The 13,708-nt window shown below is 63.4% G+C and carries 14 protein-coding genes; 5 read left to right on the forward strand and 9 right to left on the reverse strand.

Annotated features, from left to right (window positions below; genetic code table 11):
- Nucleotides 1-46 precede the first annotated feature (46 nt).
- The 6 genes from GJR98_RS14040 to GJR98_RS14065 all read right to left on the reverse strand — a co-directional run bounded on the left by GJR98_RS14040 (nucleotide 47) and on the right by GJR98_RS14065 (nucleotide 5,416).
- A complete protein-coding gene (locus GJR98_RS14040; protein WP_151139267.1) occupies nucleotides 47-679 on the reverse strand; it encodes a DUF420 domain-containing protein in 633 nt (210 codons plus the stop codon).
- Between the two features lie 192 nt (nucleotides 680-871).
- Nucleotides 872-1,918, reverse strand: coding sequence for an NAD(P)-dependent glycerol-1-phosphate dehydrogenase (locus GJR98_RS14045; protein WP_151139268.1), 1,047 nt, complete (start codon nucleotides 1,916-1,918; stop codon nucleotides 872-874).
- 95 nt (nucleotides 1,919-2,013) lie between these two features.
- On the reverse strand, nucleotides 2,014-2,694 hold the full coding sequence (locus GJR98_RS14050) for a LysE family translocator (protein ID WP_151139269.1): 681 nt from the start codon (nucleotides 2,692-2,694) through the stop codon (nucleotides 2,014-2,016).
- 70 nt (nucleotides 2,695-2,764) lie between these two features.
- On the reverse strand, nucleotides 2,765-3,460 hold the full coding sequence (locus GJR98_RS14055; RefSeq protein ID WP_151139270.1) for a TMEM165/GDT1 family protein: 696 nt from the start codon (nucleotides 3,458-3,460) through the stop codon (nucleotides 2,765-2,767).
- On the reverse strand, nucleotides 3,457-4,155 hold the full coding sequence (locus tag GJR98_RS14060; RefSeq protein WP_151139271.1) for a metal-dependent transcriptional regulator: 699 nt from the start codon (nucleotides 4,153-4,155) through the stop codon (nucleotides 3,457-3,459). The genes GJR98_RS14055 and GJR98_RS14060 overlap by 4 nt, the downstream gene beginning before the upstream one ends.
- A 91-nt stretch (nucleotides 4,156-4,246) precedes the next feature.
- Nucleotides 4,247-5,416 carry a threonine synthase gene (locus tag GJR98_RS14065; RefSeq protein WP_151139272.1) on the reverse strand — a complete coding sequence of 390 codons (1,170 nt, stop codon included), beginning with the start codon at nucleotides 5,414-5,416 and terminating at the stop codon, nucleotides 4,247-4,249.
- A 94-nt stretch (nucleotides 5,417-5,510) separates the two neighbouring features.
- Between GJR98_RS14065 and GJR98_RS14070 the strand changes: the two genes are divergently transcribed.
- Entirely contained in the window at nucleotides 5,511-6,791 is a 1,281-nt protein-coding gene (locus GJR98_RS14070) for an NAD(P)/FAD-dependent oxidoreductase (RefSeq protein ID WP_151139273.1), read from the forward strand.
- 27 nt (nucleotides 6,792-6,818) lie between these two features.
- Here the strand turns inward: GJR98_RS14070 and GJR98_RS14075 are convergent, their stop codons facing one another.
- Entirely contained in the window at nucleotides 6,819-7,706 is an 888-nt protein-coding gene (locus GJR98_RS14075; RefSeq protein WP_151139274.1) for a CPBP family intramembrane glutamic endopeptidase, read from the reverse strand.
- 100 nt (nucleotides 7,707-7,806) lie between these two features.
- On the reverse strand, nucleotides 7,807-8,499 hold the full coding sequence (locus tag GJR98_RS14080; protein ID WP_151139464.1) for a metallophosphoesterase: 693 nt from the start codon (nucleotides 8,497-8,499) through the stop codon (nucleotides 7,807-7,809).
- A 108-nt stretch (nucleotides 8,500-8,607) separates the two neighbouring features.
- Here GJR98_RS14080 and GJR98_RS14085 point away from each other — a divergent pair, with 108 nt between their 5' ends.
- Nucleotides 8,608-9,387 carry a DUF7839 domain-containing protein gene (locus tag GJR98_RS14085; protein ID WP_151139275.1) on the forward strand — a complete coding sequence of 260 codons (780 nt, stop codon included), beginning with the start codon at nucleotides 8,608-8,610 and terminating at the stop codon, nucleotides 9,385-9,387.
- A gap of 24 nt (nucleotides 9,388-9,411) precedes the next feature.
- On the opposite strand, the gene GJR98_RS14090 is transcribed toward GJR98_RS14085, so the two are convergent.
- On the reverse strand, nucleotides 9,412-10,011 hold the full coding sequence (locus tag GJR98_RS14090) for a J domain-containing protein (protein ID WP_151139276.1): 600 nt from the start codon (nucleotides 10,009-10,011) through the stop codon (nucleotides 9,412-9,414).
- A gap of 77 nt (nucleotides 10,012-10,088) precedes the next feature.
- Here GJR98_RS14090 and GJR98_RS14095 point away from each other — a divergent pair, with 77 nt between their 5' ends.
- The 3 genes from GJR98_RS14095 to GJR98_RS14105 all read left to right on the forward strand — a co-directional run bounded on the left by GJR98_RS14095 (nucleotide 10,089) and on the right by GJR98_RS14105 (nucleotide 13,628).
- The gene (locus GJR98_RS14095; protein WP_151139277.1) at nucleotides 10,089-10,337 is read left to right on the forward strand and encodes a hypothetical protein; all 249 of its coding nucleotides are present in this window, start codon (nucleotides 10,089-10,091) and stop codon (nucleotides 10,335-10,337) included.
- A 117-nt stretch (nucleotides 10,338-10,454) separates the two neighbouring features.
- A complete protein-coding gene (gene ppsA, locus GJR98_RS14100) occupies nucleotides 10,455-12,722 on the forward strand; it encodes a phosphoenolpyruvate synthase (RefSeq protein ID WP_151139278.1) in 2,268 nt (755 codons plus the stop codon).
- Nucleotides 12,723-12,884: 162 nt separating this feature from the next.
- Nucleotides 12,885-13,628 carry a CPBP family intramembrane glutamic endopeptidase gene (locus GJR98_RS14105; RefSeq protein ID WP_151139279.1) on the forward strand — a complete coding sequence of 248 codons (744 nt, stop codon included), beginning with the start codon at nucleotides 12,885-12,887 and terminating at the stop codon, nucleotides 13,626-13,628.
- Nucleotides 13,629-13,708: the final 80 nt, after the last annotated feature.

Raw genomic sequence — 13,708 nt, forward strand, 5'->3', positions numbered from 1 at the left:
AGACGACGCACACAGTCGAGAAAATCCCAGTCCACGTGGCCCGTCGTCAGATGCCGACGACCGGTGCGACGAGTGCGGCCACCGCCGACACTTCGTACTCCCACCCGTACACGTGGTTGAGGAGGAGGTAGGTTACGACACCGAGGGCGAGCGAGAGCAACCACGCTGCGACGGCGAAGCGACCGACCTTCCGGTGGGGAGTCTGGGTGCGCAGTTCGTGTTCAGAGTGCGTGAGGCCGAGGATGAGCGCGTAGAGGACCACCGGAACCGACACGATCGAGAGCATGATGTGAATCGCCAGCATCGCGAGGTACGGGACGTACGCGTACACCGGGCCGACGAACTCCTTGGTGCCGCCGCCGCCAATCTTCGTGAGGTACATGACGAGGAACGCGATGATGAGGAGGAACGCCGTTATCATCGCAATCTTGTGCTTTCGGACTTCGTCACGGCGAATCCACCGCCAACCCGCCGCGATGACGAAGATGTTGAGCGTGTTCACCAGCGCGATTGCGTCCGAGAGGCGGTTCACCTGTTCGAGCGACAACCTGGGAAAGACGTTGCCGGGGACGAGTCCGAGGAACGTCCCGACGACGAGGGCGTATCCGACCACAGAGAGAATGATAGTCGCCGCCGCGGGGTGTTCCTTCAGTGGATTGCCGGCGCTCGCAGTTGCCATGACCGGGTGTTAGTCAAGAGACGTATTCCCTCTTCGGGTTTGGAATGGGGGGGGCGGTGGGGTTCGGTGTAAGTGTGGTGCGGTACTGGCTCCGTTTCGAACCGCGACGAACGAAGTGAGTTGCGGTCTTTTTCCCTCCGTGTTTTTGCGCCGAGAGGTCGCTTCGCGACCCGAGGCGTAAAAAGGTGGGTTCTAGATAACGCCCGTAATCGTCGCAGCCTCGATAGCCGCCTCTTCGCTCACACCGTCACCGAGGATGGTGTAGCGGTCACGAATCTCGTGTGCCGTGGTGAGCGCCTCGATAATCTTCTCGTCGGAGATGCCGAGTTCGTCTGCCGTCGTCGGCGCGCCCATGGTCGAGAGCGCGTCGCGGATGTTGGTCCACTCGCCACGGGGGCCGCTGTGGAAGTACTCGGTCATGATAGAGCCAACACCGACCTGATGGCCGTGGAGTGCGCGGCCGGGGGCGATGCGGTCGAGTTGGTGCGAAAAGAGGTGTTCCGCGCCCGAGGCGGGTCGTGACGACCCGGCAATCGACATCGCGACGCCCGACGAGACGAGCGCTTTCGTCACAATCCACGCAGACTCTTCCAGTCCGGGTTTGATGGAGTCCGCGCTTTCGACCAGCAGTTCTGCGGTCATCTGCGCCAGCGCACCCGCGTACTCGGAGTACTCGACGTTCTTGAGGCGGTGGGCGAGTTGCCAGTCTTTGACTGCGGTGTAGTTCGAGATGATATCTGCACAGCCTGCAGTGGTCAGTTCCCACGGTGCTTCGGCGAGGAGTTCGGTGTCGGCGACGACTGCCAGCGGCGGGTCCGCGGCAACCGAGTGACGGGTGTCTCCTTCGGGAATCGACGACCGTCCGGAGACGATGCCGTCGTGACTTGCCGCCGTGGGGACCGAAACGAACCCACATTCGAGACGGTCTGCGGCCATCTTGGCAACGTCGATTGGTTTGCCGCCGCCGAGGGCGATGAGATAGCCAGCGTCCATCTCGCGGCCGATTTCGACGACACGCTCGACCGACTCGAAGCTCGCTCGGTCCAGTGAGACCGACGCGATGCCGTCGAACTGGTCGCGGATTCGGTCACCCGCGATGCGCTCGGGCGACGGGCTCGTGACGAGAAGCGGCTCCCCCGAGAGATAGAGTTCGGCGACCGCATCGGCGAGCTGGTCGAGCACGCCGTGGCCGACGAGGACGTTTCGGGGGAGTTTGATCCACGTCGATTTGTCGAACATACGCAAGCATCCGCCACGGTGGTTCATAGTGTTTCTCGTCTGGGCGGAAACGGGGTGACAAAATCCCGCCCGCGTCCACGAGAGAACGCCTCGGTTCAGACGAGCGTCTGTACCGCGTCCCAGAGGAACAGCACGCCGAATCCGCCGAGGACGACCGCACTGAGCGCTGCGACTACCGGTGCGAACGAATCGACTCGCTGTTCGGCCGCGACGAGGGCAGCAGGGAATCCGACGACCCAGACGGCGATGCCGCCGAAGAATCCGACGATGAGCGCCGGACTCCCCGTCTGGACGATGAGGAGGTTCGAGAGCGACGCACCGACGTAGGGAGTGTACGAGAGCACGTCGACGGTTCCGGAGTTGAGTAACCCGACGCCGATAGTGAGCCAAAACAGAATCTGGTACGGATTCGTCAGCGCGAGGACGAATGCCTTCGTGAACCCGGCGCTGTCGGTTTCTGGGTCCGCGGCCTCACGGAAAGTCGTACGCATCTCGTTGGCCGCACCGTAGGCGAAGTAGAGCATGAGGAGACCGCCGACACCGACCATCACGGCACGAATCGTCGGAAACTGCTCGACGAACGCGACGAGTCCGAGTGCCGCGAGAACGAAGAACAGCGCGTCGGCACTCATCGCACCGAGGCCTGCACGAGCGCCCGAGGACCACCCACGGACGACGCTCTCTTCGGCGATGACGGCGTTCATCGGTCCCGGCGGTGCTGCGAGTGCGAGGCCGAAGACCAACCCGGCGCCGAGAGACGGGAGGACAGTAGACATCGGCGTTTCTTGGAGCGATTCCGTGAAAAATGGCGCGAATGTGGCGTCGCGGTGCGCGAACGACGTCCACTCAGACGAGTGCGAGAATCACGTCAGAGACACCGGTGACGAACGTCTCCCACGCGGAGAACCCGGTGAAGATGGCGACGGTCGTCTCGAGTGCGAAGAACCCGAAGAGCAATGCAGCACCGAGGTACGCCTTTCGGGTGTCGAATCGGTCGGAGAACCGATGGAAGAAGTACGCGTTGGCGATGCTCACCGGGATGATAGCGAGCATCTCGCCGGCCCAGACTGCCGGGTGTGCGCCGTACTGGACGGCGAGTCCGATGGTCACCAGCTGCGTCTTGTCGCCGAACTCACCGGCGGCCATCATGGCGAAGATTGGAAAGAACCCGCCGAACCCTTTGCTCGATAGTTCTCGGCCGAACAGCGACGGCGTCGCGTCGAACTCGGGGAGTCCGCCGTCCGTCAGCGAAGTCCCGCCGCTCTTCGACGGAGTCGCCCGGAGCAGAAGCACCGCGAAGAGGGCGAACAAGATAGCAGTGAACGCGTCGAGTGCCACTGGTGGGAGTGCGGTCTGTAACGCCTTCCCGAAGGCGATTTCGAGTGCGGTCCACAGGGCGAAGGCCGACCCTGCGGCCGCGACGACGACTTTTGGGTCGAATCGCGTCGAGAGACCGGCGATGATGAACTGAACTTTCTCCCCGGGCAACACCGCGAGTTGCGCGACGAGTGCGACGACGAGAATTTCAGTCCAGCCAGTCACGCAGTCGAAACACCCTCGTCTTCACACTCTTCGTCTGGGGTGCGGACGCGGATGGTCTGTGCGACAGACTCGGGAAGACTCTGTTCGCGGTCGGAGTCGGTGACGCGGACCGTGACCATCCCGAACGGTGCGATGTCGGTTATCTCGATGGTCGTTCCCGGCGTGACGCCCGCCTCAGAGAGGTACTCCAACTCTTCAGGGTCACGGTCGCTAACCCGGCAGACGACGACGGTATCGCCCACCGCGTGGTCGAGGAGCGTCGTCAATCCTGACGAACTGGGTGGCTTGAGGTCGGCACTCGGGATGGGGTCGCCGTGGGGGTCTACTTCTGGGTCACCGAGTGCGGCAGCGACGCGGCGCTCGAACTCTTCGCTGATGTGGTGTTCGAGTGCATCGGCCTCTTCGTGGACTTCGCTCCACGAGTAGTCGAGGTGCTCGGTGAGGTACGCCTCCAACAGGCGGTGATGTCGGAGCACTTCGAGTGCGACGGTCTCACCCTCTTCGGTGAGTTCGACACCCTTGTACTTCTCGCGGTCGAGCAGCCCGCGTTCTTCGAGTTTTCCGACCATGCTCGTCACGGTCGGCGGCGTCTTGCCCAGATACTCCGCGATGGCGGACGTCGAAACGGGTGGGCCGTGCTCCATCTGGAGAGAGTAGATTGCCTTCAGATAATCTTCCATCACGTCGCTCAACATAGGCTGAATTAGACGTGTCTAAACCAAATATCTGATGGACAAAACCGACCGTCGACCGGGACGCACTTTCGAGGCCGTCTCCGTATCTGGGTTAGATTCCCTGCCCCATCAGGTGACTACGGAGGATATCGGCGTTCTTCGTTCCGGATTCGGTGTTGACGACGACGACGGTGTCGTCGTCTTCGAACTCGTCGGAGTGGTCCCACGCAGCAGCGAGTGCGACACCACCGGCGGCACCCACTTCGACGCCGGCAGTCTGGGCGGCGGTGACTGCCGATTGGAGGGCGTCGTCGTCACCAACAGTGACAGCGGCACCGTCCGATTCCTCGATTGCACGGAGTGCGAGCGACCCGCCTTTGGGGTCCGGAATCTCTAGTTCGCCGACGATGGTGTCGGGGTGGTTCCACGCCTCAGTTTCGTCGTTTCCGGCCTCCCACGCCGTCGCGATGGGTGAACAGCCAACAGATTGGGCGGCCACGAGGCGGGGGATGTCGTCGACGAGGCCGAGGTCGGACAGGTCGCGGAAGCCTTTGTAGACGCCGTAGACGAGTTCACCCGTCGCCACGGGGACGACAACCCAGTCGGGGACGGTCCAGTCGAGTCGTTCGGCAATCTCGTAGGCGATGGTCTTCGCGCCGTCGTGTCGATACGGGTTGTCGAACTCTTGGAGCGTATACCAGTCGCTCTTGAGTTTCTCGTGGAGCGCCGAGAGTGCGGCAGGATAGCGCCCGCCGACGACTTTCATCTGCCCGCCGTGGACGTTCACCATCGCTTTGTTCGGGAACGGCGTCCGCGACGGGACGAACCCGTACGAGCGAACGTCGACGAGGCCTGCGTAGGACGCAGCGGACTGCGCTCCGTTACCGGGTGAGGCGTGCGCGACGACCTCCGCGTCTGCTTCACGCGCCGCCGTGGCCGCGAGCGAGAACCCTCGGTCGAGGAACGTCCCGGTCGGGTTGCGTCCCTCGTCTTTGATGAGCAGCGACCCGACACCGGTCTCCTCGCCGAGCGCGGACGCCTCGACGAGCGGCGTTGCACCTTCGTTCGCCGTCACCGGGTCGGAAAACGGGAGGAGTTCGCGGTAGCGCCACATCGAGTCGAAGGGGCGTGCTGCGAGCGTCTCCGTATCCCACTCGACGCGATCGAGGTCGTAGGTGGGGTCGAGCGGCGCGCCCGCTTCACTTTTGCCGGTCACGTCGGCGTCGTACTCGTCACCGGTCTCCGTACACACCAGCCCAGAGAACGTGTCGGAAGTCTGCATAGGCGGCCCTAATGGGGGGAGGGACTAAGCCCTTCCCGTCGGGCGATGGCTTCCACCCGCAGGGGCTTTGTGTCACGCGTCCGAGGGACCGTGTATGGACGATAGCCACATCGTTGTCGTCGGTGCGGGTCTCGCCGGTCTCGTCGCCGCACGACACCTCGCCGCCGATGGGGCCGACGTGACCGTCATCGAACGACGGGACGAGGTCGGCGGCCGCGTGCGAACCAGAACGAAAGACGGCTTCACGCTCGACCGTGGGTTCCAGGTCCTCTTCACGGGCTACCCCGCAGTTCGGCGCGAACTCGACCTCGACGCCCTCGACCTCCGCAGATTCACGGCCGGGGCGACCATCTGTCGGCCGAGTCGCCGTTCGGTCCTCTCAGATCCCCTCCGCGACATCGGGAGTCTGTTCGACTCGCTCCGAAATCCCGAGGTCACGACGAGCGACAAACTTCGGACGCTCGCGCTCAGACAGGACGTGAGCACCCGCGACGAAGCCGAGATATTCGCCTCGCCCGACCAGAGCATCCGGTCGTACCTCCGCGACTGGGGATTCTCCGAGGACTACATCGACCACTTCGTCGCCCCGTTCTACGGCGGCATCACGCTCGACCGGTCGCTGTCGTCGTCGAAGCGCGTCTTCGAGTACACCTTCAAGATGCTCTCAGACGGGAGTACCGCAGTCCCTGCGGACGGGATGCAAGCGATTCCCGAGCAACTCGCCGACAGCGCCCGCGACGAAGGCGCGACGATTCGTCTCGGCGAACGAATCGAGTCGCTGCAGAGCGATTCCGACGGCGCGATCGTCACCACGAGTACCGAATCGGTCGAAGCCGACGCCGTCGTCGTCGCGACCGACCCGAAAGAAGCACGGCGCCTGACCGGCGTCGAGTCGATTCCGACCGACGCGTACGGGTGCGCCACCCAATACTACACGCTCCCCAAGGGAAGCGGCCTGAACGAAGGCAAGCGTATCATGCTCAACGCCGCCAATCCGGACCCGAACACGGTCGCTCCACTCTCGACTGTCGCGCCTGAATACGCACCTGCGGGCAAAGAACTCCTGAGCGCGACGTTCCTCGGAGCGGCCGCACAGGACGAATCGGAAGAAGACCTCTTCGAGAAGACGCTCCGGGCGCTCGAAGCGTGGTACCCAGAGCGCTACTTCACCGACCTCGAACTGCTACACACCGACTACATCTCCTTCGCGCAGTTCGCGCAACCGCCGGGTGTTCACGACTCGCTTCCGGGGCACCGTGACGCCTCCGGACGGACCTACCTCGCAGGCGACTACACCGCGTGGTCGTCGATTCAAGGAGCCATGCGAAGCGGTCGTGAAGCCGCTGACGCGGTTCGAGCGGACCTCTCGAACTGAGACAGAGGTGGCGTCGCTCACCGCGGGCTAATAGTTCGTGGACGTGACGCCGCCAGTTGAATCGACTTCCGAGGTGGACTGGACACCGTCGAACGAGAGCCCACCAGTCGGCAACGGTTTAGACGAGAGTCGCTGTGTACCGTAGCGGTAGACGAGTATCCCTGCCAGTAGCCACGCAGCGAGAGCGAGACTGGCCTCGGAAGGGAGAATACCGTTACCGGTGACGCCTGCCGACAGGTAGACCGAGATGGCGTTCCAAGTCGTGTGGAACGCGATGGGAACGAGCACACGACCACCGGACTCGTTGTACAACCACGTCGTGATGACGCTGATTGCGAGGACCGCGAGCAGGTAGAACACGAACGACGTGCCGGATTGTGAACTCCCGGGCATGGCGAACAGTGGAATGTGCCACGCCGCCCAGACGACACCGATGACGAGCGAAGCACGGAACGCACCGAGTCGTCGCTGGAGGACGGGAAGCCCATAGCCCCTCCAACCGGGTTCTTCGAGGCCGCCGCGGATGAGCGTCGAGAGCAGAAGCGCACCGAGCACCCCCGCCGGTCCGAGGGCCGCACTGTCGAACGACCATCCAGTGACCACGGTGAGGGCGAGCGTCGCACCGAAGAGGACGACTGGAACGGCGACGGCGGCGGCCCAGATGGCCGGTGAGGCTCGAACGCTCACCAACTGCCGACTCCACGACCGAATATCACCAGTCGCGGTTGCGAGGACAATCGCCGCGAGGAATGGACCGAACCCGCCCACGAGGACGAGTAGTGAGACGAATGCTGGCGGGTCACCACCCCTGACGAGCAGCGTCGCGGGAATCCACCACACCCACGTGAGGACGTACGTCAGGACGAGGAACACGACGAATCGGTGCGCTCGTATCTGCGTGCGAAGCGAGGACATCGTGTCTATAGATAGTCATGCTCCGAGCATATCCACCGCGTGCACTTCTCGGCAGGTGGGAAGCAGCCCAGCACCGAGAGACTTCGTGCGGAGGTTTTTGTCAGAGGAGGCGACGAAGTTTCCCCAACGGCGGGAACGTGAGTGTCTCGCCTGCGTCGTCGTCGCGGACGAACGGGCGAAAGACGCTCGCGTCGCGGACGAGTGGCGACTGAAAGTCTGACCCACGCATTCGGTTGATTTCGACACCTGCGGCGAGACGGGTGAACGACGGAAGCATCAGCACGTCCGACCCGCGGTACGCACCAGGGCCGTAGAGAACACAGGGACGCGTCCGCCCCTCGATAGTGAGCATCGGATGGTCGTGGCCGACGACGTAGAGGTGACTCTCGCCATCGGGTTCGCAGTGGCCATGCGAGACGAGTGTCTCGTCTGCGAGTCGGTACTCGTCGTGGACGTCGCCCGACCACGACTCGGCCAACATGGTGTCGTGGTTTCCGGCGACGAACACAGGAGTCGCACCGGCGTCGGTGCAGGTCTCAGCGAGGGTTTCGAGGGCCGACACGCTCCGCTCTGAGACGCGGTCGAATCGGTGGAGGAGGTCGCCTGCGAAGACGACCTCATGCGGGTCGAACTCGGCGACGAGTGCCGTCAGTCGGTCGGCGAGGTCGGTCCGTTCTCCGAGAGGGAAATCCACGTCCGACGCGTCCGCGCGGCCGACGTGCAGGTCGGCGACGACGAGTGCGTCTGCAGCCGGGAGGAACACGGCACGGTCACGGACGGCGACACTGAGCACGACGGACGACAGGGGCGACAGAGACAAAGCACCACCGGAGTTCATTCAGCCCAATTCGTGGCCCTCGGAGCGAGGGCCTTTTTACGGGGTGCGTCCCTCACTCGTGATATGAGCGGCGCCCTCGAGGACAAGCGAACCGCGACTCGCTTCCGCATCCTCGCCGAGATTGCCGACCGCCAACCGGCCGTGAGTCAAGGTGAGATAGCCGAGGCAGTCGGCGTGACGAGCCAAGCGGTCTCCGAGTACATCCGCGAACTCGTCGACGACGGACTGGTGGACAAAGAAGGGCGGTCTCGCTACCGCGTGACGAAAGAGGGAGTCGATTGGCTCTTTCAGGAGGCCCGCGCACTCCAGCGATTCGCCGAACACGTCACCGACGACGTCCTCGAGAGCGTCAACGAAGATGCCGCCATCGTCACCGACGACGTCTCGGCCGGCGAGACGGTGACGCTCTCACTCCGTGACGGACTCCTGTACGCGACACCGGACGACACCGGCCCGGCCATCGGCGTCGCAACGACCGACGCAGCGGCAGGTGAAGACGTCAGCGTCACTGGCTTCGAAGGCGTCATCGAAATGGAACCGGGGTCAGTTCGCGTCCTGCAAATCCCACCGGCGCGACTGGGCGGGAGTAGCGACGTAGACGTACCGACGCTGGCGGACGCGTGCGCCGACGCCGATATCGTCGTCGCCAGCGGCGTCGAAGGAGTCGTCGCCTGTCGTCGAGCAGATATCGACCTCGAAACGTGGTTCTCACCGGGCGAGGTTGCGGCCGACGCCGCTGCACGCGGATTAGATGCCGTGGTCGTCGCCAGCACTGACGCCGCCGGGCGCGTGACCGACGCACTCCGCGATGCTGGTGTCTTGTTCGAAGTGACCGAACCGTAACGTCGTAGCGAAACCGCGACGTCGCTAATCCTCGGCGTGTTCTCGTGCCATCGTGTACGCCTCGCGGAGCCTGCGGAACCGCTCTTGGTCGCCGCCATGGTCTGGATGGACGTCTTTGACTTGCGAGCGGTAGGCATCGCGGACGGCGTCGGGAGAGGCGTTGGCCGAGAGTCCTAATCTGTCGAAGGCCTCCGTGATAGGGTCGTCTACGTCTGCCAGTTCGGGTTCGATGTCGGCGACTTCGAACGGGAGTCGACGACCGAGTTGCCTGCCCGGCATCTCGTGTTCACACAACACGGCGTACACCCCCGCCCGTTCGAGGCGGAAGAAGGCCTGCGCGTCGAACGTAATCGCGACGTGTCGCTCCGGGAGGTAGAACGCCACCGTCTCGTCGCGAATCGTCCAGTCTTCAACGAATCGCTCGCCGATAGCGGTCAGGTAGTCTCGGATTTCGAGGCGGCGGCGACCCACACCGTCTACTCGCGGACCGCGAGAGACCGGTTGGTCGGGAAAGAGGCGGCCACCGACGACGAACACTCCGGCGACGACGACGGAGGCGATTGCGCCCACGACGAGGCCCACCACGAGCCACGATGGGAGCAGAAATACCCACTCCGGAAGCACGCTAGAAGTCACGGGACGAGCGAGTAAGAACCCCTCGCTGCCCACACCCCTTTGCCGACGGCCAGCCAACTTCTCCTATGCAACCGATACGGTTCGAAGAAGCAGACAGCGAAGCGCGCACACAAATCGGCGAAGGATTGACCCGCATCGCCGTCACCGCTGGACGATTGGAGACGGGGCGGAAAGAGGGGCGGTACTTTCTCCGACACGACGATGGCTGTGCAGTCTGCGGTGAGCACGTCGTGGCTGGTGAACCCTTCTACCTCGACCCAGACACGGGAGAGGTTCTCTGCGAGACGCACGGACGAGAGCGCCGAGACGCGTGATACCGAACGGTTTCTGGTTCGCGTAACAATTTCATACTCGGGTATGAGTGAGTTTTTATTCACACATGTCCCGGTCGCAAACTTCTTTATTGCCCTCCGGGACCATACGAACACCACATGGCTGTAGTCTGGCTGGACGACGTACGGGCCGACGACCTCGAACTGGTCGGCGGCAAAGGCGCGTCGCTGGGCGAACTCACTGGTGCAGGGCTTCCTGTCCCACCGGGGTTCGTCGTGACGGCGGGCACGTACCGAGCCTTCATCGAGGATGCGGGAATCGACGACGAACTCTTTTCTGCGGTGGAAGTCGACCACGAGGACTCGGCGGCGCTGAAAGAGGCGCACGAGACGGCCCACGAGATTATCATGGGTACGCCGATGCCAGAGAGCGTCCGAGAAGAGATTCTCGACGCCTACCGGAGCATCGGAGATGGTGACGCCTTCGTCGCAGTTCGCTCGTCTGCAACTGCCGAAGACCTCCCAGATGCCTCGTTCGCAGGCCAACAAGAGACGTTCCTCAACGTCACCGAAGAGGAACTCCTCGAGAGCGTCAAGGCGTGCTGGGCCTCCCTGTTCTCCGAGCGGGCAATCTACTACCGCAACCGGAAGGGCTTCCCACACGACAAAGTCGACATCGCAGTGGTCGTCCAACAGATGGTCGACTCCGAGAAGTCGGGCGTGATGTTCACACGTCACCCCTCGACGGGCGAGAAGAAGGTCATCATCGAGGCCGCATGGGGTCTCGGTGAGGCAGTCGTCTCAGGCACCGTCTCCCCCGACAACTACGTCGTGAGCCGCGAGACCGGTGAGGTCGAGACGGCGACCATCGCCGACAAGAAGACGATGTGCGTCCGCGACGAAGAGACGGGACAGACCGTCGACCGCGAGGTGCCGAGCGACAAGCGCCACGACCGCGTGCTCGTCGACGGCGAGGTCGACCGACTGCTCGAACTCGGCGAACTGGTCGAAGACCACTACGGAACGCCGCAGGACGTCGAATGGGCGGTCTACGAGGGCGAAGTGTACATGCTCCAGTCCCGCCCAATCACGACCATCTCCGAGGGCGACGACAGCGACTCCGCGAGCAGTGATGACAAAGCCAAGAACACCGGCGACGACGTCATCATGCGTGGTCTCGGGGCGAGCCCCGGCATCGCATCCGGTCGCGCTCGCATCGTGACGAAGCTCGACCACCTCGACCAGGTCGCCGAAGGTGACATCATCGTCACCGAGATGACGATGCCCGACATGGTGCCCGCGATGAAGCGCGCCGCCGGCATCGTCACCGACGAGGGCGGAATGACCTCGCACGCGGCAATCGTCTCGCGCGAACTCGGCGTCCCCGCAGTCGTCGGCACGAGCGACGCCACCTCGACGCTCACCGACGGCGACATCATCACCATCGACGGCGACAAGGGAACCATCCGCGAAGGTGAAGAACCCGAAGAGAAACAGCGCCAACCCGTCGAAGAAGCACGACCCAAGACGCCCGTCAAACCCATGACGGCGACGGAAGTCAAGGTCAACGTCTCTATTCCCGAGGCGGCCGAACGCGCCGCCGCGACGGGTGCCGACGGTGTCGGCCTCCTCCGTATCGAGCACATGGTGCTGACGCTCGGCAAGACGCCCGAGCGCTTCATCGAGCAGAACGGCGAGCGTGCCTACGTCGACGAAATCGTCTCCGGTGTGCGCGAAGTCGCAGAGGAGTTCTACCCGCGACCAGTTCGCGTCCGCACCCTCGACGCACCAACCGACGAGTTCCGCCAACTCGAAGGCGGCGAGAACGAACCACGCGAACACAACCCGATGCTCGGCTACCGCGGCATCCGCCGTGGCCTCGACAACCCGAACATCTTCCGCCTCGAACTCCGGGCGTTCCGCCGTCTGTACGACATGGGGTACGACAACATCGAAATCATGTTCCCCCTCGTCAACGACGCCGAGGACGTCCTTCGCGCGAAAGAGCACATGGTGGAAGCAGGTATCGACCCCGACAAGCGCGAGTGGGGCGTCATGATCGAGACGCCGGCCGCCGCGCTGTGCATCCGTGACCTCGCAAACGCCGGCATCGACTTCGCCTCCTTCGGGACGAACGACCTGACGCAGTACACGCTCGCCGTGGACCGCAACAACGAGCACGTCGCCAACATCTACGACGAACTCCACCCGGCCGTGCTCAAACTCATCGGCGACACCATCGAAGCGTGCCGTGAGGTCGGTGTGAAGACGAGCATCTGTGGACAGGCCGGATCCAAGCCGAAGATGGTCCAGTTCCTCGTCGACAAAGGTGTGAGTTCTATCTCCGCCAACATCGACGCCGTCCGCGACGTCCAACACGAAGTCAAGCGGGTCGAACAGCGACTCATCCTCGACTCGGTTCGCTGACGACGCGCCGTCCAGTCACACGACCGGTTCTCGTTTTTTCGACCCACTGCCGACGAACACCCGTCACACAGTGCGCCCAGCGTCTCCCCGTTTCAGAGACTGAACTCCGTCTTTTTGGTTCCCGCGCACGTCTCTCTAGAGTGAGAGGTTCGTGATTCACCCATGTCCACCGCAGTCGATACATCCTCCACTCCACAGACAGACGTTATCGCCCGTATTCGTGCGATAATCGTCGCGCTCGCCATCGTCGCCGCCGCCATCCTCCTCGGCGTCGTCCTCACCATCGTCGCGTTCGTTCCGCTACTCGCCCTCGACGTCTCCATCGACATCACCGGGTCGTCGTTCCTCGTCGTCTCGCTGATTCCGTCGCAACTCGCCTTCGCAGTCGTCGGTGTGCTCATCATCGTCACACTTCTCGACGGATTTTCCATTCGCGTCCCGACGCGAACGGATATCAAGTGGGTCGCAATCGGCCTCGCCGCGAGTTTCGCTGCCGTCGGACTGCTCGTCGCAGCCTCGACGTTCGTCGACCTCAGTCCGGTGCAGTCGGTCGTCGGCGAAGCGGCCAGCGTCGACCCGACGATTCTCGTCGTGCTCGCACTCTTGTCCATCTTCGTCATCGCCCCCGCCGAAGAACTGCTCTTCCGGGGCGCAGTTCAGGGCCGTTTGCGGAAGACGTTCGGCCCCGTCGGTGCCATCGCGCTCGCGAGCGCCATCTTCGCGTCGCTCCACGCGTTCAACTTCGTCGGCGGCGGACTGGTCGTTCTCGTCCCGCTTGCGGCACTCTTCCTCGTCGGTGCCGTGTTCGGGTACATCTACGAGCGAACGCAGAACCTCGCCGTTCCAATCGCCGTGCACGCCCTCTACAACACGACGCTGTTTCTCTCGTCGTTCGTCCTCGGGTGAACCGAGACTCGCCTCGGAACTCGATTTCTACACTCAACGATGCGCGTGAACAATAGAGCGGAACCGATATACTGCGCGTA

Source organism: Haloferax marinisediminis (assembly GCF_009674585.1).
GTDB classification, from domain to species: Archaea; Halobacteriota; Halobacteria; order Halobacteriales; family Haloferacaceae; genus Haloferax; species Haloferax marinisediminis.